This is a genomic window from Colwellia sp. 75C3, from assembly GCF_002836255.1.
Classification (GTDB): domain Bacteria; phylum Pseudomonadota; class Gammaproteobacteria; order Enterobacterales; family Alteromonadaceae; genus Colwellia.
The window spans coordinates 168,603-188,791 of sequence record NZ_PJAU01000059.1; the positions used below are offsets into that span (position 1 = coordinate 168,603).

The 20,189-nt window shown below is 38.6% G+C and carries 17 protein-coding genes; 13 read left to right on the plus strand and 4 right to left on the minus strand.

Going from position 1 to position 20,189, the window contains the following annotated elements; translation table 11 throughout:
• The first annotated feature begins 340 nt into the window (after positions 1-340).
• The 8 genes from nirB to CXF85_RS18060 all read left to right on the plus strand — a co-directional run bounded on the left by nirB (position 341) and on the right by CXF85_RS18060 (position 11,970).
• The gene (gene nirB, locus CXF85_RS18025) at positions 341-2,905 is read left to right on the plus strand and encodes a nitrite reductase large subunit NirB (protein ID WP_101230031.1); all 2,565 of its coding nucleotides are present in this window, start codon (positions 341-343) and stop codon (positions 2,903-2,905) included.
• 15 nt (positions 2,906-2,920) lie between these two features.
• Complete coding sequence (gene nirD / locus CXF85_RS18030) at positions 2,921-3,289, plus strand: nitrite reductase small subunit NirD (protein ID WP_101230032.1); 369 nt, start codon at positions 2,921-2,923, stop codon at positions 3,287-3,289.
• Between the two features lie 89 nt (positions 3,290-3,378).
• Positions 3,379-6,096, plus strand: coding sequence for a nitrate reductase (locus tag CXF85_RS18035; RefSeq protein WP_101230033.1), 2,718 nt, complete (start codon positions 3,379-3,381; stop codon positions 6,094-6,096).
• A gap of 100 nt (positions 6,097-6,196) precedes the next feature.
• Positions 6,197-7,570, plus strand: a complete 1,374-nt coding sequence (gene glmU, locus CXF85_RS18040; protein WP_101230034.1) for a bifunctional UDP-N-acetylglucosamine diphosphorylase/glucosamine-1-phosphate N-acetyltransferase GlmU — start codon at positions 6,197-6,199, stop codon at positions 7,568-7,570.
• 221 nt (positions 7,571-7,791) lie between these two features.
• On the plus strand, positions 7,792-8,556 hold the full coding sequence (locus CXF85_RS18045) for a DeoR/GlpR family DNA-binding transcription regulator (protein WP_101230035.1): 765 nt from the start codon (positions 7,792-7,794) through the stop codon (positions 8,554-8,556).
• 121 nt (positions 8,557-8,677) lie between these two features.
• Positions 8,678-10,510, plus strand: a complete 1,833-nt coding sequence (gene glmS / locus CXF85_RS18050; RefSeq protein WP_101230036.1) for a glutamine--fructose-6-phosphate transaminase (isomerizing) — start codon at positions 8,678-8,680, stop codon at positions 10,508-10,510.
• 263 nt (positions 10,511-10,773) lie between these two features.
• On the plus strand, positions 10,774-11,010 hold the full coding sequence (locus CXF85_RS18055) for a hypothetical protein (RefSeq protein WP_101230037.1): 237 nt from the start codon (positions 10,774-10,776) through the stop codon (positions 11,008-11,010).
• A 183-nt stretch (positions 11,011-11,193) separates the two neighbouring features.
• A complete protein-coding gene (locus tag CXF85_RS18060; RefSeq protein WP_101230038.1) occupies positions 11,194-11,970 on the plus strand; it encodes a substrate-binding periplasmic protein in 777 nt (258 codons plus the stop codon).
• A gap of 81 nt (positions 11,971-12,051) precedes the next feature.
• Here the strand turns inward: CXF85_RS18060 and CXF85_RS18065 are convergent, their stop codons facing one another.
• On the minus strand, positions 12,052-12,771 hold the full coding sequence (locus tag CXF85_RS18065; RefSeq protein WP_101230285.1) for an SDR family oxidoreductase: 720 nt from the start codon (positions 12,769-12,771) through the stop codon (positions 12,052-12,054).
• A gap of 293 nt (positions 12,772-13,064) precedes the next feature.
• Between CXF85_RS18065 and CXF85_RS18070 the strand changes: the two genes are divergently transcribed.
• Together CXF85_RS18070 and CXF85_RS18075 are read left to right on the plus strand one after the other, a co-directional pair.
• Entirely contained in the window at positions 13,065-13,964 is a 900-nt protein-coding gene (locus tag CXF85_RS18070; RefSeq protein WP_101230039.1) for a LysR family transcriptional regulator, read from the plus strand.
• A 110-nt stretch (positions 13,965-14,074) separates the two neighbouring features.
• Complete coding sequence (locus tag CXF85_RS18075; RefSeq protein ID WP_101230040.1) at positions 14,075-14,545, plus strand: hotdog fold domain-containing protein; 471 nt, start codon at positions 14,075-14,077, stop codon at positions 14,543-14,545.
• 57 nt (positions 14,546-14,602) lie between these two features.
• Here the strand turns inward: CXF85_RS18075 and CXF85_RS18080 are convergent, their stop codons facing one another.
• Complete coding sequence (locus tag CXF85_RS18080; protein WP_101230041.1) at positions 14,603-15,613, minus strand: sensor domain-containing diguanylate cyclase; 1,011 nt, start codon at positions 15,611-15,613, stop codon at positions 14,603-14,605.
• A 406-nt stretch (positions 15,614-16,019) separates the two neighbouring features.
• Here CXF85_RS18080 and CXF85_RS18085 point away from each other — a divergent pair, with 406 nt between their 5' ends.
• Entirely contained in the window at positions 16,020-16,493 is a 474-nt protein-coding gene (locus tag CXF85_RS18085) for a hypothetical protein (protein WP_101230042.1), read from the plus strand.
• A 37-nt stretch (positions 16,494-16,530) separates the two neighbouring features.
• Here CXF85_RS18085 and CXF85_RS18090 read toward each other — a convergent pair whose 3' ends face one another.
• On the minus strand, positions 16,531-17,406 hold the full coding sequence (locus CXF85_RS18090) for a LysR family transcriptional regulator (protein WP_198555684.1): 876 nt from the start codon (positions 17,404-17,406) through the stop codon (positions 16,531-16,533).
• Between the two features lie 159 nt (positions 17,407-17,565).
• On the opposite strand from CXF85_RS18090, the gene CXF85_RS18095 reads away from it, so the two are divergent.
• Complete coding sequence (locus tag CXF85_RS18095; protein WP_101230043.1) at positions 17,566-18,543, plus strand: aldo/keto reductase; 978 nt, start codon at positions 17,566-17,568, stop codon at positions 18,541-18,543.
• A 128-nt stretch (positions 18,544-18,671) separates the two neighbouring features.
• On the opposite strand, the gene CXF85_RS18100 is transcribed toward CXF85_RS18095, so the two are convergent.
• Positions 18,672-19,046: a YybH family protein gene (locus CXF85_RS18100; RefSeq protein ID WP_101230044.1), complete on the minus strand. Its 375-nt coding sequence runs from the start codon at positions 19,044-19,046 to the stop codon at positions 18,672-18,674.
• 121 nt (positions 19,047-19,167) lie between these two features.
• Here CXF85_RS18100 and CXF85_RS18105 point away from each other — a divergent pair, with 121 nt between their 5' ends.
• Positions 19,168-20,046, plus strand: a complete 879-nt coding sequence (locus CXF85_RS18105; protein WP_101230045.1) for a LysR family transcriptional regulator — start codon at positions 19,168-19,170, stop codon at positions 20,044-20,046.
• The last annotated feature ends 143 nt before the right edge of the window (positions 20,047-20,189 follow it).

The window sequence follows — 20,189 nt, forward strand, 5'->3', positions numbered from 1 at the left end:
ACCTATAACCATCCACACAATATCGCCTTCATAATATAAAACCAGTCACCATTAAGATATTTAAAGATTAAATGACTAAATTGCCATTTATTGATCCGTGTTCTGGTTATTTATATGTTGTGAACATTTGCACCGTCTGAGTGCTAAATAGTCTTCACTCTAGTGCAACTGTACAACTTTTCAAAATGATATTTATCATAACACATTGTTATTTATGTTAAAAAAATATTGGCATTCAGCTTGCTCTACTAAAAGCATCTTGAATAAAACCTTATGAAGAGTGTGTCATTTACTCATTGGTTTTATTTCATTCACGCATTATGAGTAGGATTACGCCCTTATGAGTACAGATAAGCAGTTATTGAAAAAGTTTAAAGTTGTTGTGGTAGGTAATGGCATGGTTGGCCATCATTTTGTGGAAGAAATGGCAAAAAATACTGATTACGACATAACTGTGCTATCTGCAGAGTCTCGTTTAGCTTACGACAGAGTTCACTTGTCTGAATATTTTGGTGGTAAAACGGCTGAAGATTTAGCGATGACTACACCTGAGCACTATGAAGAATTAGGCGTTAACTTTAAGACCAATGCCAAGGTCACTTCCATTGATAAAGTGGCCAAATGTGTCACTACCGAAAAGGGTGAAACATATCACTACGACAAGCTTGTTTTAGCAACGGGCTCTTATCCATTTGTGCCACCTATTCCAGGTAAAGATCAAGACCATTGTTTAGTTTATCGTACTATTGACGATTTAGAAGACATCGCCGCCAGTGCTAAAGTAAGTAAAGTTGGAGTGGTTATTGGTGGTGGTTTATTAGGTCTCGAAGCGGCAAACGCTATCAAACAACTAGGTCTACAAACACACGTTGTTGAATTTGCGCCACAATTAATGGGTGTGCAAATCGATGGCGGCGGTGGGCGTTTATTAAGGCAAAAAATTGAAGACTTAGGTGTGCAAGTTCATACCTCTAAAGCAACTAGCGTAATCGAAAAAGGTAATACTAGCCGTTATAAATTATGCTTTAGTGATGACACAGAATTAGAAACAGATTTAATTTTATTCTCTGCGGGTATTCGCCCGTATGACAACCTTGCACGAGAATTTGACCTAGATTTGGGTGAGCGTGGCGGTATTGTTGTTAACAACCAATGTCAAACCTCAGACGAAAACATTTACGCTATTGGTGAATGTGCATTATGGAATAACTTCATTTTTGGTTTAGTTGCCCCAGGTTATGCCATGGCGAAAGTAGCAGCCAAACACATTAGTGGTGAAGAAGGTGAATTTACCGGTGCCGATATGAGCACGAAGTTAAAGCTAATGGGCGTAGAAGTTGGCTCTATTGGCGATGCACACGGTAAAACTGAAGGTTCATTAACCTACACCTACGAAAACCAACCTGAAGGCGTATATAAGAAAATTGTAGTTTCGAGCGACAAAAAAGCCTTACTCGGTGCTGTGCTTATTGGTGATACCAGTGAATACGATACTTTATTGCAATACATGCTTAATGCCATTGAATTACCTGAATCCCCGGAAGGTCTTATTCTGCCAATGGCGGCTGATAAACCAACGTTAGGTGTTGATGCCTTACCAGATACTGCAACAATTTGCTCATGTCATAACGTCACTAAAGGCGACATTATTGCTTCTATTGATGCTGGCGCAACAACGGTAGGTGAGGTGAAAAGCTGTACTAAAGCTGGCTCTGGTTGTGGTGGTTGCGCTGCGTTGGTTAAGAGTGTTGCCGATAACGAGTTTGAAAAACGCGGTGTTGAAGTTAAAAAAGATATTTGTGAGCATTTTGCTTATTCACGCAGTGAAATCTTCGACATTGTTAGCGTAGAAAAAATCAAAACCTTTGATGAGCTACTTGAAAGTCATGGTCGCGGTTTAGGGTGTGAAATTTGTAAACCATTAGCTGGTTCAGTACTTGCCTCAGTTTGGAATGATTACATTCTTAAAAAGCCTCATTTATCACTGCAAGATACTAATGATACTTACCTAGGTAACATGCAAAAAGATGGTACTTATTCAGTGGTACCGCGTATTGCCGGTGGTGAAATTACGCCAGATAAACTTATCGTACTCGGTGAAGTCGCTAAAAAATATAACTTGTATACCAAAATTACCGGTGGTGCTCGTGTTGATTTATTTGGAGCTCGTGTTGAACAGTTACCGCCTATTTGGAAAGAGTTAGTTGATGCTGGTTTTGAAACAGGCCACGCCTACGGTAAATCATTACGTACTGTTAAATCCTGTGTTGGCTCTACTTGGTGTCGCTACGGCGTACAAGACAGTATGAGCATGGCCATCGATTTAGAACACAGATACAAAGGTTTACGTGCCCCACATAAGATTAAATTTGGTGTGTCGGGTTGTACTCGTGAATGTGCTGAAGCACAGGGTAAAGATATCGGTATTATTGCAACTGAAAATGGTTGGAACCTTTTTGTCGGGGGCAATGGTGGTATGAAGCCACGTCACGGTGATTTATTTGCCACGGATTTAGATGATGACACTTTAGTAAAATATGTTGACCGAATTCTGATGTTCTACGTACAAACGGGTGACAGATTACAGCGTACCTCTACTTGGATGGATAATCTAGAAGGCGGTTTAGCTTACTTACAAGACGTTATCATGAACGACAGCTTAGGTATTAATGCTGTGCTAGAAACGCAAATGAAAGCCATTGTTGGTACTTATCAATGTGAATGGAAAACAACTCTTGAAGATCCTGAAGCATTAAAACGTTTTCAACCTTTCGTTAACTCAGACAAGGCTGATAGCAATATCCAGTTTGTTACTGAGCGTGAGCAAATTCGTCCTGCACGTGGTGCAGAAAAAATTGACGTAACATTCATTGATGCAACAGAAATCGTCGCCGAAGAAGCATAAGAGGAGCACAACAAAATGACACTTTCAACCAAAGCAACAACTGACAAAACATGGAAAACTATCTGCGGTACAACGGACCTAGTAAAAGATTCAGGTATCAGTGCTTTAATCGCTAACTCTGCGGGTGAAGATGAGCAAGTAGCTATTTTCCACATCCCTAACAGCGAAGAAAAAATATTTGCCGTTGGTAACTATGACCCTATTGGCGAAGCCAATGTATTGTATCGCGGTCTTGTTGGCTGTATTGACGATGAACCAGTAGTTTCTTCACCATTATATAAGCAACATTACTCGTTAAAAACAGGCCGTTGTTTACAAGAAGAAAAGACTATCGCAGTTTACGATATTCGTATTGAAAACGAGCAAGTACAGCTTTTTTACTAGCTTGTTATCAAATATACCCAACCCACATGAGACGCTTAATGCGAATTAACGTGGCAAGGGTATGAATATATTGTTTTTAGGAGTTCAGTTTGAGCGATTTATTACCAACATCACCGCTTACTTCATCTGTTATTAAAACCGGTGAACCGTCACTAATTCAAAGTACTTGTGCCTATTGTGGCGTAGGTTGTGGTGTTGATATTGGCGTAGCAGATGGCAAAGCAACGTCATTAACAGGTTCAGCTAACCACCCTGCAAACTTCGGAAGACTGTGTGTTAAAGGTAGTAACTTACTGAACACCATAGATTTAACAGGTCGTTTGTTAGCGCCTGAAATAGCGGGCGAACAAGTGAGTTGGGATAAAGCGACCGATTACGTCGCTGAGCAATTTAACGACATCATTAAAAAGCACGGCAAAGACTCTGTTGCTTTTTATGTGTCAGGTCAGTTATTAACTGAAGATTACTACATTGCTAACAAGCTGATGAAAGGTTATATCGGCTCAGGTAACATAGATACCAACTCTCGACTTTGTATGTCGTCAGCAGTTTCAGCATACAAACGTGCTTTTGGTGAAGATGTTGTTCCGTGTACTTATGAAGACCTTGAGCAAACCGACTTATTATTAATTACGGGATCTAACGCAGCTTGGACGCATCCGGTATTATATCAACGTATTGAGCGCGCGAAAAAAATTAATCCTGCGATGAAAGTTGTGGTGATTGACCCCCGTAAAACAGCAACCTGTGAGCTAGCTGATAATTTCATTCAATTAAAACCGGGTACTGACGGTGCCTTTTTTAATGGTCTTTTGAATTATTTGGCAGAAAATGGCGGTTTAGATCCTGATTATATAGACGGATTCACCGATGGTTTTGAAGAAACCCTAAAACAAACTTCAACGTGGTCAATCGCGAATGTGGCTGAATATTGTCAAGTGAGTGCTGAAGAAATCACGGCTGTTTATCAGTTGTTTTGTCAGAGTAAAAGCGCAGTTACCTTCTATTCTATGGGTATTAATCAATCGTCTTCTGGTGTTGATAAATGCCAAAGTATTATTAATTGTCATTTAGCTAGTGGTAAAATAGCCAAAGCGGGTAGTGGACCTTTTTCAATTACAGGACAACCCAATGCTATGGGTGGGAGAGAAGTTGGCGGACTTGCCAATCAACTTGCCGCTCACATGGATATCGATAACCCAGCACATCAAGATAAAGTACAACGTTTTTGGCAATCACCGACCATAGCCAAAAAACAAGGTGCTAAAGCCATTGAGTTGTTTGATAAAATAGCGATGGGTGAAATTAAAGCCGTATGGATAATGGCAACTAATCCCGTAGTAAGTTTGCCTGATCGCGATAAAATAATTGCAGCGCTGAAGAAGTGTGAATTAGTGGTCGTGTCAGATTGTGTTGAGAAAAATGATACGTTGGCTTTTGCTGATGTAAAATTACCGGCAACGCCATGGTTAGAAAAAAATGGCACGGTCACCAATTCAGAGCGACGTATCTCGCGTCAACGCAATGCAGTTGCACCTGCGGGACAAGCTAAACATGATTGGCAAATTATCCAAGATGTTGCCACCAAAATGGGCTTTGATGGCTTTGATTTCGATGACGTAAGTGATGTTTTTAAAGAGCATGCGCAATTAACTCAATTTGAAAATAATGGTGAGCGCTTACTCGATTTAAGTGGCTTAAGCCAATTATCGGCCAAAGAGTATCATCAATTAGCACCAGTACATTGGCCAGTTAATAAAGAACATCCTCAAGGTTGTGCTCGCGTTTTTTCCGATGGAAAATTTAATACCGCATCAGGTAAAGCACAGTTTATTGCTGTAACACCACAATTACCAATACAACAAACTTCAGCAGAATTCCCTTTTGTATTAAACAGTGGTCGAATGCGTGACCAATGGCATACTATGACCCGTACCGGCAAAACCAGTAAGCTTTCCGCACATACAGATAAACCCTATCTATATTTACATCCTAAAGATGCCAAAGACTTAGGCGTGCAAGATAACGATATGCTTACCATTACAGCAAGCACAGGGCAGGCGATTTCTCATGTGAAAGTTGATAATCAACAACGCATTGGTGAGTGCTTTATGCCAATCCATTGGAACAAAAGTTATGCCTCACATGGCAACGTTAGCGCTTTGTATCAAGGTATTGTCGATCCCATTTCAGGACAGGCTGAATGCAAGCAAGGCGCTGTTGGCTTAAGTAAAAAAATATATCAACAATATGTTAGCGTACACACTACTGGTGACGTTAATCTCAACGCAGATTTTTGGGTAAAAAGTACCGCCGTCTATGGCGATGTTTATCAAGTGGCATTTCATCAAACAACGAATGATGCCCTATTGTGGAGCCAAAAGACGAGTGGTCTATCTGGTGAATGGTTAACCTTCCAACAAGGTAGCCAGTGTTTTATTGTTTGTTTACAAGCAGGTAAACTTGCCTTTTTAGCCTATTTTTCAACTGGCTGGCCTGAAATTGAAACGTCATGGCTTGATCACGTTTTTAGTGAAAAAACGTTAGCATTTGCCACGATACAATCACTTTTACTAGGTATTTCAAGTGAAGAATTCAATCAAGGTAAACAGGTGTGTAGTTGTTTTAATATCGGTGAAAAAACCATTAATAAAGCGATAGGGCAAGGCTGTAGCAGTGTTGATGAATTGGGTGAAAAGTTACAGTGCGGTACTAAATGTGGCTCTTGTAAGCCAGAATTAGCCAGCTTAATCAGTCAGTACCAAACAGATCATATTACCGTCATAACCGACCTTGCGGTCAGCTAAAAAAATAAAGAGTAACTATATTAATCTAGCGTACTAGCATAGTCAGTAGAAACTTGGTTACAATACGCGCTCTTAAAAATGCTCAATGAATGGATTTATCATGTCACTTTCTGTTGTTATTCTTGCCGCGGGTAAAGGTACCCGTATGCGCTCTTCTTTACCTAAAGTACTACATAGTATCGCCGACAAGCCAATGGTTGCGCATGTTATCGATAGCGCTCGCCAACTCGGCGCAAGCAATATCTATGTGGTTTATGGCTTTGGCGGTGAAGTATTACAACAACGTATCACCGGTGATGACTTAACATTTGTTGAGCAAGTAGAGCAACTCGGAACAGGTCACGCCGTTGATCAAGCTTCACCTTTTTTGAAAGATGATGAAAATGTACTCGTATTATACGGTGACGTACCATTAACTAAAGTATCTACCTTAGAAAGCTTATTAGCCGCTAAACCAGAAAATGGCATGGCGTTATTAACGGTAAACTTGGCTAACCCAATGGGCTACGGTCGTATCGTTCGTGAAGACATTGCTGGTGAGCAACAAGTCGTTGGTATTATTGAACAAAAAGATGCCAGTGCTGAGCAGCTAAAAATTAACGAAGCTAATACCGGTATTTTACTGGCTAATGGCGGCGATTTAAAACGTTGGTTAAGCAATTTATCAAGTGATAATGCCCAAGGTGAATACTACCTAACCGATATTATTGCTTCAGCTCACGGTGAAGGCAAAGTTATTGCTACTGCACACCCAGAAACTGAAGTGGAAGTAGAAGGCGCTAATAATCGAGTTCAACTGGCAGCACTAGAACGTGCTTTTCAAGCACGCATTGCAGAACAACTAATGATTGCTGGCGCTAGTTTACGTGACCCGGCACGCATCGATGTTCGTGGTAACTTAACTACAGGCACTGAAGTTAGCATTGATGTTAACTGTATTTTTGAAGGGTCAGTAACACTGGCTGATAACGTACTGATTGGCGCAAACTGTATTATTATCAATAGTACTATTGGCGAAAATGTTGAAATAAAGCCTAACAGTATTATTGAAGATGCCATTATTGAAGCTGATTGCTCTGTAGGTCCTTTTGCCCGTATTCGTCCTGGCTCAGTAATGAAACAAAATTCGCATATCGGTAACTTTGTTGAAATGAAAAACACCACTTTTGGTACTGGCAGTAAGGCTGGTCACTTAAGTTATCTCGGTAATGCCGAAATAGGCAGCAAAGTAAATATTGGTGCAGGAACGATTACTTGTAATTACGATGGTGTAAATAAATCAATCACTGAAATTGGTGATAATGCATTTATTGGCTCTAATAGTTCATTGGTAGCGCCAGTAACTATTGGTAACTCAGCGACGATTGGAGCAGGCTCTGTCATTACTAAGCAAGTAGAAGATAACGGTTTAGGGCTTGGTCGCGGTAAACAACGTAATGTTGCAGGTTGGCAGCGACCGGTAAAAAACAGTTAATTACCTGATAAGTAAAGTTATTTTCTAAAAGTGCTATTTTTATAGCACTTTTTTTATGTCTAAATTTCGAGCATTACTTGTTGGATAAGTTATCATGAAAATCTAAGTAAGAATTGCATTATCTTTCGGTATGAAACATAATACCCGTAATAGCGAAACTAAATTTCGCAACTCGAAACTATTCGAAACAAATTAATCAAATAAGTTAACCATTAAATCCCATGTCGAAACGAAATACTCAACAACGTCGTCATAATATAATTGCCGACTTAAATGCCCAGGGTGAAGTCAGCGTAGATAGCTTAGCCAAGCAATTTGATACCTCAGAAGTCACCATCAGAAAAGACCTTGCCGCACTGGAAAACAGCGGTTTGTTGCTAAGACGTTATGGTGGTGCGGTTGCTTTGCCCAGTGAAATTACTGAAACAAAAGCAGATCCACTGTCGCAACAAAAACTACTTATTGCGAAAAAAGCAGCGATGCTTATTCGTGATCACAACCGCATTATCATCGATAGCGGTCAAACCACCTCTGCTTTAGTCAGTGAATTAGCCAATAAAAAAGGCCTAGTGGTAATGACCAATGCACTTAGCATTGCTAACGAGATTCACGCATTAGAAAACGAACCGACATTATTGATGACCGGTGGAACGTGGGACGCAAACTCTGAAGCTTTTCAGGGACAAGTTGCCGAACAAGTTTTACGATCGTACGACTTTGACCAACTCTTTATTGGTGCTGATGGTATCGATATTAAGCGTGGTACTACTACCTTTAATGAATTAATCGGCTTGAGCCGAGTTATGGCAGAAGTCGCTCGCGAAGTTATCGTAATGGTTGAATCAGACAAAATAACAAAGAAAATCCCAAATTTAGAACTAACCTGGGAGCAAATTCATACAGTGATCACCGATGACGGTCTCTCTGACGAAATGCGAACAGCGCTCACTGAGCAAGGCGTAAAATTAATTATCGCCAAAGGTTAATTTAGCTGATTTAGCTTATTTATTTAAGTTAATAGAGTTAATGACGTTAATCAAGCTCAAAACAATGAAAGAATTTTACGTAAAAGACATAAATACGTAAAAATTAAAAGGAATCAATATTATGTGTGGAATAGTCGGCGCAGTAGCGCAACGTGATGTAGCAGATATTTTAGTAGAAGGTTTAAAGCGATTAGAGTATCGCGGTTATGATTCTGCTGGTGTTGCAGTGGTCAATAATAATAACGAACTACTCACAACAAAACGTTTAGGTAAAGTACAAGAACTTGCCCAAGCATTAGAGCTGAAACCTTTAACGGGCGGTACAGGCATAGCACACACACGTTGGGCTACGCATGGTGTTCCAAGCGAAGCGAATGCTCACCCTCATATTTCTAATAGCACTATCGCTGTAGTACATAATGGCATTATAGAAAATCATCAAACCTTACGTAGTCAGCTACAAGGTTTAGGTTATGAATTTCTATCGCAAACGGATACCGAAGTAATTACTCACTTAGTTCATCATGAACTAAAAACCAGTGATAGCTTATTATCAGCAGTACAAAAAACCGTTAAGCAGCTTGAAGGTGCTTACGGTACCGTAGTAATGGATAGTCGTGATAAAGACAACATCATCGTAGCTCGCTCTGGTAGCCCATTAGTTATTGGTTACGGTTTAGGCGAAAACTTCATTGCTTCAGATATTATGGCGTTACTACCGGTAACGCGTAAATTCTCTTACCTTGAAGAAGGTGATGTCGCGCAAATCAGTCGCTTTAACGTCAGTATTTACGATACTAATGGCGAACCTGTAGAACGTGAAGCGAAAGATGCTAACGTTTCACACGACAGTGGTGATAAAGGTGAATACCGTCACTACATGTTAAAAGAAACGTACGAGCAGCCAACATCTGTGCGTAATACCTTAGAAGGTCGTTTAGTGGGTACTGAACTGAATATAGATACTTTTGGTCAGGGTGCGGATGACATTTTTAAGAATGTTGAACATGTACAAATTATCGCCTGTGGTACGAGTTACCATTCAGGTATGGTTGCTCGTTACTGGTTAGAAGCGTTTGCCGGTGTTTCTTGTAATATCGAAATAGCCAGTGAGTTTAGATACCGTAAATCATTTGTACCTAAAAACTCTATGATTGTGACGTTATCGCAATCGGGTGAAACAGCAGATACTTTAGCGGCATTACGCTTAGCTAAAGAAATTGGCTACAAATCAAGTTTGAGCATTTGTAACGTACCCGGTTCTTCATTAGTACGTGAATCTGATTTATCGTTTATGACGAAAGCGGGCGCTGAAATTGGTGTTGCTTCAACTAAAGCATTTACCACTCAGTTAGTCGGTTTATTAATGATGACATTAGCCATAGGTAAACATCATGGAATGTCGGTAGAGCAACAAAATAGCATTGCCACATCACTAATGACATTACCAAATAAACTTGAAGAAGTACTTGCGTTAGCGCCTTCAATTGAAGCATTAGCGATAGATTTTGCTGACAAGCAAAACGCCTTATTTTTAGGTCGTGGCGATCAGTATCCAATCGCGATGGAAGGTGCGCTTAAGCTGAAAGAAATTTCATATATTCATGCAGAAGCTTATGCTGCAGGTGAACTTAAACATGGTCCTTTAGCACTTATTGATGCTGATATGCCTGTTATTGTTGTCGCGCCACAAAATGATTTAATTGAAAAATTAAAATCAAACGTTGAAGAAGTACGTGCCCGTGGCGGCTTAATGTATGTCTTTGCAGACAGCAATACCAATTTTGTTAGCGATGACACGATGAAGGTTATTGAAGTGCCGGTATGTGATGACATTATCGCACCAATCGTTTACACCCTACCATTACAGTTACTTTCTTATTATGTAGCGATAATCAAAGGTACGGATGTCGATCAGCCACGTAACTTAGCGAAATCAGTTACAGTAGAATAAGCTGTTCAAAATGAATTGGTGACCGGTCAGTTATTGTCGGTTAATAAGTGTTAATAATAAGATTAAAATAAAAGCGATTTACTCCTAGAGTAGTCGCTTTTTTATTATCCGAATATGTATTTTGTCATTGAAAATATTAGATATTGTTAACTATATAACTAAAGTGTCGATTATTTCATCTGATTAGTATTTATCCATTTACTTATCCAAGTAAACCCCCTATATTCACACCGACTAAACGGAATTAATATAAGGATATTATTATGGATAATACAAATTTAGATAGAAGACACTCATCACCCAGTAAATCGGCTCTATGGAATCAGTTAACAATTCCACAGCAGTTTGCATCAGCTAGTTTAAATAATTTCGGCTATGATCTCGCCTATATTAGAGACAGTAATATAAATCCTATGGCGATCTTACTATGTGACAGTAAAGTGGCTGTGATTGATGCCGACGGTGATATAAACACAGACCCTAGTATTACTATTAGATAGTATGAAAACGCTACTCCTAAATATGTAATGCGTAAGCGGTTAACACTGTCTTTATAGCGCGTAAAAAGCGACTTACTCCTAGAGTAGTCGCTTTTTTTGGTTGGTAACAAGACACACCTAAAGGTTTTATTAAGGCTTGTAAGCTATAGTTTTAAATACGATAGAGCAAGTAGCATAGTATTTATGAAGCAACTAAAGGAAACATTCGCCGTAGGCTTGGTCGTATTCCTTGTGTTTTATAGTGGGCAAGTATTGTCAGCTAGGCTCAATATCCTGACAGAACATTTAGCGCCTTATCAAATTGTTAGCGAAGATTCTATCAAAGGCTTCTCAACAGAAATAGTTGAAGCAACGTTAAAAGAATCTCAGTATGAATATGACATAACAGCCTACCCATGGGCATTGTCTTTTAGAAGGGCAAAGCATGAAAAGAATACCTGTATATATTCGCTCGCCCGAATTCCTCGACGTGAGTCAAAGTTTAAATGGATAGGGCATATTGTTACAAGTACGGTTTCTTTTTATTCACTTAAAAGTAATCAAATAGTTATTTCTACTATAGAAGAAGCTAAAAAATATAACGCTGCAGTGATACGCGATGATGTCACTCATCAATTTTTAGTATCGAAAGGCTTTGTAGAAAACGAAAATCTTTATGTGGTTAATAATTATGACGCGTTATTAAAATTACTAGAGTTGTCTAGTCGACATATTGATTTAGTGGTTCTTAATGATGATTTACTCAAAAATAGAGTAAAAAATTTGAAGGACACCGCTAAGTATAAAAATGTATTACCGCTCAAAGAATTGACGATGAATTTACATTTAGCTTGTAGTTTGAATACAGAACAAAAAGTCGTAGATGATCTTATTAATGCCATGAAAGTGTTGGAAAAACGCGGTGTACTTTTGGAGATTAAGGAGAGATGGAAAAAAAGCATGAAAAGTATCATCAAATAATAAAAAGCGACTTGCACATAGTGCCGTCGCTTTTTTATGAGTATTACTTAGTCTTATATCAGCGATGCTTTTGACACAAAGTTAAGGTTGTTGCTTTGTTGGTGCTAAAACAATTTCACGAATACAAACATTTTGAGGTTGGTTGTATGCATATGAAATTGCGTTTGATACATCAATAGGCGCCAATACCCCGCCCATCTCTTTTTTCCAAGACTCATAGCCTGAAACAATATCACTCGAGGTGGTGTGTGATAATAATTCTGTCTCAACAGCACCTGGAGCTATGGTTATTACTCTGACGTTGTTATTGGCTACTTCTTCTCTTACGTTCTCAGATATTGCATGCACAGCAAACTTAGTTCCACAATACGCCGCATGATCAGCAAAGGTTTTTCTGCCAGCTACCGAACTAATATTTATGATTGTGCCAGTATTACGTTGCTTCATTGATGACAATACGGTTTGCATGCCATTTAACAATCCTACAACATTCACGTCATACATTGATTGCCACTCAGTTGCATTCTGAACATCGACTTGGCCAAGTAACATAAGGCCGGCATTATTAACGAGTAAATCAACAGCACCATATTTATCAGTTGCTGTGTCTACCGCTTTTTGGAAGGCAGCTTTATCTGTAACATCCACCTTCATGCATAAGGTATTTGAAAGCCCTAACGCTTCAAGCCTTTCAACTCTTCTCGCTAGCAATAATAAGGGGTGACCTTGTGCATTCATTTGTTTTGCTAATTCTTCGCCAATACCTGAACTCGCGCCAGTAATAACAACTAAACTTTTCATAATATTTCTCATTAGTTAATCCAATCTGTTGAGTGAATAATAAAGAAAGCTTAGCTAATGATATATGCCACTTAACTTACATCATTGATGACTAAGAGTTAACAATCTAATGTCGCTGCAATATGTATGTCGGTTACGGAACGTTAAACTAGCTCAGAAAGCCTATAACAAGGCGCTTCCATCTGTTTTGAACATTTCACATTAATGCCTCATCCGTTTTACTTATTTAATATTTGGTGATATATATGCATCAACAGCTGTATCTGTTTACTGTTAGTTGACAAAGAGGTCGTATGAAAAAAAAAGTAAGTCTTTCTGATATCAAAACGTTTGTTGTGCTGGCTGAGCAAGGCAGCTTTACTAAAGCGGGCGAAAAGTTAGCATGTTCAAGGTCACATATTTCCAAGCAACTAGCTCAATTAGAATCTAGTCTTGACGTTAGCTTGTTGATAAGAACAACTCGCACCCAACACTTAACACCACAAGGTGAAGCGTTTTATCAGCGCTGTAAACTGTCACTCAATGGCATCTCTCACGCTATTGATCGAGTGCTCGAAAGTGCAGACTCGTTATCGGGCAAAATTCGCATCAATTGTGTTGGTGGTTATATTGCGGAAGAGGTAATTTCTCCGTTGATTAGTGACTTTATGGTTGAGCATCCAGATATTAATATTGAGTTAGACTTTTCTAGTCGACGAGTCGATCTTGTTTCAGGAGAGTTTGATTTCGTTTTTCGTATGGGTGAATTAGCAGATTCGTCACTTATCGCTAGAAAACTTACCGATATAACAATAAATACTTATGTCAGTCCCAAGTATCTAGCCAAACACGGTAAACCAAATGACCCGAAAGACTTAATAAAACATAGATGTATTACCGGCAGTTTGAAAAGCTGGAGCTTTATTAATAGTGAAACAAAGAAAAAAACAGACGTTATGGTTGAAGGTAATCTTACCTGTAAAAATGGCAGGGTGATGATTTCTTCAGCGATATCGGGTAACGGCATTATTAGAGTGCCAGAGTTGTATTGTAAAACAGAACTCGAACGGGGATTGTTGGAGCCACTATTTACTAAATGGCAGGTAGAGTCGACACCCTTTTATTTAGTTTACGTACAAGATAAGCATAAACCGATGCGCTTAACTGCTTTTAAGAATTATGTAGTCGAGAACTTTTCGAAGTATTTAGCGTGATACTTATTGATATTCACAGCAAGAATACTCAAGACAGCGGGCATTTGATTGTGGATAACGTCACCTAATGATAAGTTGTTCTTCGCTCAACATTCAATCTTAAGCCCATTATGAACCAGACAAATAAAACACTATCGTTATATCATAAACTTGAAAACTACCCATTTGGAAAGAAAATATTTTCCATTATGGTCAGCCGTATAGCACCTTATTTTGCGACTATTAGTCCTAAAATTTCAGCGTTAGTACCTCACCATTGCACCTGTCTTATCAAAAAAAGAAAGAAGGTTTTTAATCACATTAAAACGGTGCATGTCATCGCTATTTGTAATGGTTTAGAAATGGCGATGGGGGTAATGGCTGAGGCGTCTGTCCCCAAACATTTACGTTGGATCCCAAAAGGAATGACGGTTGATTACACCGCAAAAGCAGGTAGTGACATTCGATGCGTAGCAGAGGTGAAAGCAGAAGATTGGCAGCCTGGCGATATGTTCGTTAACATCACCGCTTATGATGAAAATAATGTGGTCGTGGTTAAGGGCAATATTAAGTTGTGGATAACGGAAAAGCCAAAAGTATAAATTTAAGGTTGTTGAATTCATATAGTAAATAAATAAACTTCTAAAATAGAGGGTTATTTATTTTAATGAAAATAATTTAGTACAATTTCTACCATTGTCTTTAGCGGTATAGAGGGCAATATCAGCATGCTTAAATAAATCTATTTTGTTAAGTGTCCCTGCTTTTAATGCTTCTATTCCAATACTTACCGTCACAACACCGGTGTCAGACTGAGTGTACTTAATCGCTAATGCCTCAATATTTTTCCTAATTCTTTCGGCAATAGCAAAAGCACCGGTAGCATCGGTTTCAGGCAATAACACCACGAATTCTTCGCCGCCAAACCTTGAAACTAAATCGGTAGCCCTGGGCAGAGAATCAGCAATAGATTGAGCAACACTACAGAGGGTAATATCTCCATTATCATGGCCATATTCATCGTTATATATTTTAAAATTATCAATATCGATCATTAATAGTGACAGATATGTGTCATTACGTTTAGCGGTTGAAATATTTTCACAAAGGCGTCGCTCATAAAAAAGACGGTTAGATAATTTAGTTAAAAAATCTGTTTCACTGCTTATTTTTAATTGCTTATTTGCTTCTTCAAGTGCTTTAGTGCGTTTTGCTACCAGTGATTCAAGTTCACTATTCATTTGATGAAGTTTTATTTCGGCCGACTTGCGGTCTGTAATATCGATGGAGACAATCATATAGTATTCTAATTGATGATTTTCATCGTAAACCGGCACTATAGTTGAGTGGAACCACACTTCATCTCCATTTAAGTCTACTACCGCGGCCTCTTGTGTTACTGTTTCCTTAGTATGCCTTGCATGTTTTATCGTCTCAATCATTTGAGTACGAAATGATTGAGGATAGAAATCAAGAGGATAAGGCTGCCCGTAATAAGGTAAAATATCAAAAATACACAAGGATTTAACCCCCGATTCACTCATGTATTGAAGATTGAAATTAGGGTCTACAATTTTTGTGCAAACAGGTGAATTTTCAAGCCAATGATGACTTCGTCTTTCTGCATCCTTTAATAATTGCGCTTTATTTGATAGTTCAGTGATAGACATCTTTAATCCTTGAGATAACCAAGTACCTATTCATAATATAGATCATTATTAAGGTGATCTAAGTTAAATATCGATCCTGTCTTAATTTTTAATGATTTATCATTGAGACTTCATAAAGAAAAAAGACTAATTGCTAGCCTCTTGGCACCAAGCAAGTGCTAATTAGGCCGCTTTATATTAGGCAAAGTGCTACTATAAGCTATATTTTGTTTTATCAATTTAATGTTAGTTTTATCTCCTAATACGGATGTAGTTGAGCTTAGTTCAAGCGAGAAACTCCTATGGTGACGCTTCATTTTTTGAATCAATAGCCAATGAATATCGTTAAAATTGTCACAATAATAGGTTTCACACTTTTCCCACCAAGATAATGATAAACCAATGAATATTTATGAGAGCGTAGCAATTGTCTAAATCGATCCCCAAGCTTCATGTTATCAGTGAATTATATGATATTAATGAGCAACTCATGCCTTTAAAAGCACTAGCTGATAGAGAACGCAGAGCTATTTTTGGTTTAACGGGTATGGTTTATACCCCACATATAGATGACTATATGCAGGTTAGTATAAAGAAAGCTGAGATACTCGCTTGTTTAAAAGCACAAGGATTAATGGCGCAATCAGAGGTCGAGGTCATTACCATCGCCTTAGATTTTTTGCATAAAAGAGCTAGAAATAATGCTGTTGTTGAGTATGATGGTAATTCTTATCAACGAAAATTCTCTCCGCTGAAGTTAAGCAAATCAGGTAAAGTTGTTCGCACATGGGCAAAATATTGGTTTTTACAGTTACCCAGTGGCAGAGCTGATCCGGAATGGGAAGCTCAAGTACGTGAGATTTGGCCAACGTATTTTTTAATCAGAACGATAGATATGTAGCTCGGTAAGACTTAGATAAGTACTACTTATCTAAGTCTTAGTTGTCAAAGTACTGTTGAGTAAATTCTAAGAAAGTTGATATTCGCTTTGATTGATGAATACGTTGCGGGTGTATCATATAAATCATTGAGCCACGTGGCATTTGTTCTTCAAATATAGCCTTAAGTTTTCCTGACTTTATCTCATTGTCTACTAAATATTTAGGTACTCGAATAATCCCCTTACCCGCTAACGCGAGTCCTTTTAACATATTGTTATCGTTAACTGATAACCATCCATGTGTTGGTACCTCAACTTGTTGAAACTGCCATGTAGTTTGTTCTTGTGCTTTTAGGCATTCATGATCTATTAAGTCATTAGGAGTTTTTGGTACCCCTTTTCTAGCAAAGTACTCAGGGGAGGCACAGCAACAATGTTGATAAGACATTAAATGTTTAGCGACCATGTTTTGAGGAGGCTCACTGGTTGCTCTAAACGCTAAATCAAAGTCACTTCTGTTTAAATCAAAGCGGGTATAACTACAATTAATTGAAAACTCGATGGCAGGATGTAGCTGCTTAAATTTTGAAAATACATCAAATAAAAATCGCTCAGCAAATCCCGCTGGCGCGGTAATCTTTATTCGACCTTCTATTTTATTACCTTCATGTTCGGCGCTTCTTTCTAACTCTAATAGATCATGACGGATCTTATTCATACCGGTAAGCACACGTTCACCTTCAGGTGTTAATCGCACACTTCTTGTTGAGCGAATCAGCAGAATCATCGCCATGTCTTGCTCTAAACGCTTAATTTGAGTAGAAAGGTGTCCGCGAGAAATATTTAATTTTTCGGCTGCCGCGGTAAAACTTAAATGTTCTGCGACTTCACTAAAAAGCATTAAACGCTCAAGTTTTTTATGTTCTTTCATCATGAGAGTAGATCAATTATCGACAATTGTTTTTTATACTAAACAATGAATATTTTTTTGTCATATTTTATTTGCTAATGTTTTAGTGAACAATGCACATATAAAAGAATAAAGCCTGGTGAACCGCTACTATTCTCCCCGTCATTTTCCATAGGAATTTAAATGAAGTGTAATAAATACCCGTTATCTCGCTCACTAGAAAACAATAGCTCTGTTGTCTTTGGTTGTATGGGATTAGGTGGGACTTGGGATAAAAATCCTATTAGTGCAATCGATATAAAAAAAGCACATGAGGTTGTTGATGCTGCGATCGAGTCTGATATTACCTTGTTTGACCATGCAGACATTTATACTTTCGGTAAAGCTGAACAAGTTTTTGGTGAAGTATTAAAAACACGTCCCGAATTACGCTCGTTAATTTCTATTCAATCAAAGTGCGCTATTCGATTTGAAGATAACTTAGGACCGCAGCGTTATGATTTTTCACCTGAGTGGATTCTAAGTTCCGTTGAAAATAGTCTGTCTCGGTTGAACATAGAGCAATTAGATATTTTAATGCTGCATCGTCCCGATCCCCTGATGGAGCCTGAGTTAGTTGCCCAAGCTTTTGATACGTTAGCGGCTAGTGGAAAAGTTAAACATTTTGGTGTCTCTAATATGCAGCATCATCAAATGTCATTTTTATCATCGGCATTATCACAGCCGTTAGTTGTTAACCAAGTTGAACTGAGCTTAAGCCATTTGGCTTGGCTTGAAGAAGGCGTAACGTCAGGAAACTCTGGCGAGCCGTCGGTAAATTATGGTGCAGGTACTATTGAATATTGCCGACAAAACAATGTGCAACTGCAATCCTGGGGTTGCTTAAGCCAAGGGTTATTTACCGGACGTGATATTTCTCAAGCACCACTTCATATTCAAAAAACAGCCGAATTGGTTACGACATTGGCAGCTGAATATCAGGTGAGTAAAGAAGCGGTAGTATTAGCTTGGTTAAAGCGTCACCCCGCGAATATCCAACCCGTTATCGGTACTACCAATGTTGAACGCATTAAAGCCTGTGCTGAAGTGGATAACATTAACCTTACCAGAGAACATTGGTACGCATTATGGCTTTGTGCGCGAGGAAAAGCACTGCCGTAAAGGCCAGTGGTGATTATTTTTAACTTGGGTGAAACAGGTGATTAATTGCTTTTATAATGAGAACGTAGATGAACTTCCCACACTGCTAATTATCAGTGTGAGAGGTTTTTTATCAAAAGGTTATGAGACTATCTTTCACCCTGAATTTCAAATGAATCGCTTTGCAAGCGAGCTTTACCATCTTGTTCAACTACCCAATGCTCACGGTGTACTACACCAAAGGATTTGTTCATTTCCCAACTAGACGTTAGTATAAATCCACCGTCTTGGGCAGGCTGCCAATTAACATTTGAATACGCTACATCAGAAAAACCTTGTTCGATAATATTTTTCCAACACTCAAGAATTTCTGCTCGGCCGGTAAATGTGCCGAGTGGTTTTGCTTCCATAATACAATCTTCAGAATATAGCGCAGCACAACCAGCAGCATCTTGGTTATTGAATGCTTGCTGCCAAGCGTTAATACCTTGTTTACATAACGTGAGCATATCTTTATCAGTCATAAGTGTTCTCTTTAGGTGGTTGTTTATATTTATGTCGTTGTTAGGTAAATGATAAAACTTTCTATTGAATGTAAAAACAAAGATAATAAGAAATAGAGTTCTGTTTTTACGGACAATGAACATGAAAAAATTACGTCACATGTCAGTTTTCGCACATATTGTCGAAGCAGGCTCGATAACTCGAGCGGCAGAAAGACTTCAGCTATCAAAGTCAGTGGTTAGCCAACACCTTAAGGCACTTGAACTCGACTTAGGTGTTTTATTGATTAAACGAAGTACCCGAACGCATGTCCTGACAAGTGCAGGAAAAGGCTTTTATGAATCTTGCAAAGAAATTAATAAAATTACCGATAGTGCTTGGCAGTTAGCGCAAGAATCAATAGAGGTTCCTAAAGGTTTTATAAAAATTACCGCGCCTAATGCACTGATGGATGTGGTTATCGCACCTGCAATTGGTAAGTTGCTTAAGCAATACCCGTTACTGGAACCCGAGTTAATTAGCGGTGATTCTCACCTAAATTTAATGTCAGAGAATATAGATTTAGCGATTAGAGTCGGTCGTTCTCAGGCGAGTAATGTTAAGCAGCGTAGAATTGGAGAGTTCAGGGATATTTTATGTGGTCAGCACGAGATGTTGCAAAAAGAGGCCGTCGATAACGTTATTTACATAGCGAACAAATGGCAAGGCAAGCATATTAGCCATCAATTCTCGGGTAAAGACAATAGTAAGATGCTCTATGAGGCAACCGCTCAGTGTCGCGCCAACTCATTTTATTCGTGTTTAGCCTTGATAAAAGAAGGCGCCGGTATTGGTTTGATTCCTGACTTTCAATTTAATAGAATAAAGCCTGATTTATCTGAAGTTTTTCCTGCTTTTGAACTGCCAATTAATCAAATTTATGCCTTATACCCTTACGATAAACACCTACCTTTAAGTGTTAAGGTTTGTATTGAAGCGATAGAAAATCACCTTACCCATTTATCAGAAAAACAACAGTAAAGAATCGAACATCAGCCATTAATACCAATTGCAGTAAGTAAGTGAATAGTTTCGAATGAAAGCGGGAACTTTACATTTTTTATTTCGATGTGTGCAATAAAAGTCAGTTAATCAGGTCTTATTGGCACTTATAATTTTAATGC

What these genes read in the sequence shown, in the direction of transcription:
- nirB (WP_101230031.1), top strand. Translation starts at nt 341, where the DNA reads ATGAGTACAGATAAGCAGTTATTGAAAAAGTTTAAAGTTGTTGTGGTA.
- nirD (WP_101230032.1), top strand. Translation starts at nt 2,921, where the DNA reads ATGACACTTTCAACCAAAGCAACAACTGACAAAACATGGAAAACTATC.
- glmU (WP_101230034.1), top strand. Translation starts at nt 6,197, where the DNA reads ATGTCACTTTCTGTTGTTATTCTTGCCGCGGGTAAAGGTACCCGTATG.
- CXF85_RS18045 (WP_101230035.1), top strand. Translation starts at nt 7,792, where the DNA reads ATGTCGAAACGAAATACTCAACAACGTCGTCATAATATAATTGCCGAC.
- glmS (WP_101230036.1), top strand. Translation starts at nt 8,678, where the DNA reads ATGTGTGGAATAGTCGGCGCAGTAGCGCAACGTGATGTAGCAGATATT.
- CXF85_RS18055 (WP_101230037.1), top strand. Translation starts at nt 10,774, where the DNA reads ATGGATAATACAAATTTAGATAGAAGACACTCATCACCCAGTAAATCG.
- CXF85_RS18060 (WP_101230038.1), top strand. Translation starts at nt 11,194, where the DNA reads ATGAAGCAACTAAAGGAAACATTCGCCGTAGGCTTGGTCGTATTCCTT.
- CXF85_RS18065 (WP_101230285.1), bottom strand. Translation starts at nt 12,771, where the DNA reads ATGAAAAGTTTAGTTGTTATTACTGGCGCGAGTTCAGGTATTGGCGAA.
- CXF85_RS18070 (WP_101230039.1), top strand. Translation starts at nt 13,065, where the DNA reads ATGAAAAAAAAAGTAAGTCTTTCTGATATCAAAACGTTTGTTGTGCTG.
- CXF85_RS18075 (WP_101230040.1), top strand. Translation starts at nt 14,075, where the DNA reads ATGAACCAGACAAATAAAACACTATCGTTATATCATAAACTTGAAAAC.
- CXF85_RS18080 (WP_101230041.1), bottom strand. Translation starts at nt 15,613, where the DNA reads ATGTCTATCACTGAACTATCAAATAAAGCGCAATTATTAAAGGATGCA.
- CXF85_RS18090 (WP_198555684.1), bottom strand. Translation starts at nt 17,406, where the DNA reads ATGATGAAAGAACATAAAAAACTTGAGCGTTTAATGCTTTTTAGTGAA.
- CXF85_RS18095 (WP_101230043.1), top strand. Translation starts at nt 17,566, where the DNA reads ATGAAGTGTAATAAATACCCGTTATCTCGCTCACTAGAAAACAATAGC.
- CXF85_RS18100 (WP_101230044.1), bottom strand. Translation starts at nt 19,046, where the DNA reads ATGACTGATAAAGATATGCTCACGTTATGTAAACAAGGTATTAACGCT.
- CXF85_RS18105 (WP_101230045.1), top strand. Translation starts at nt 19,168, where the DNA reads ATGAAAAAATTACGTCACATGTCAGTTTTCGCACATATTGTCGAAGCA.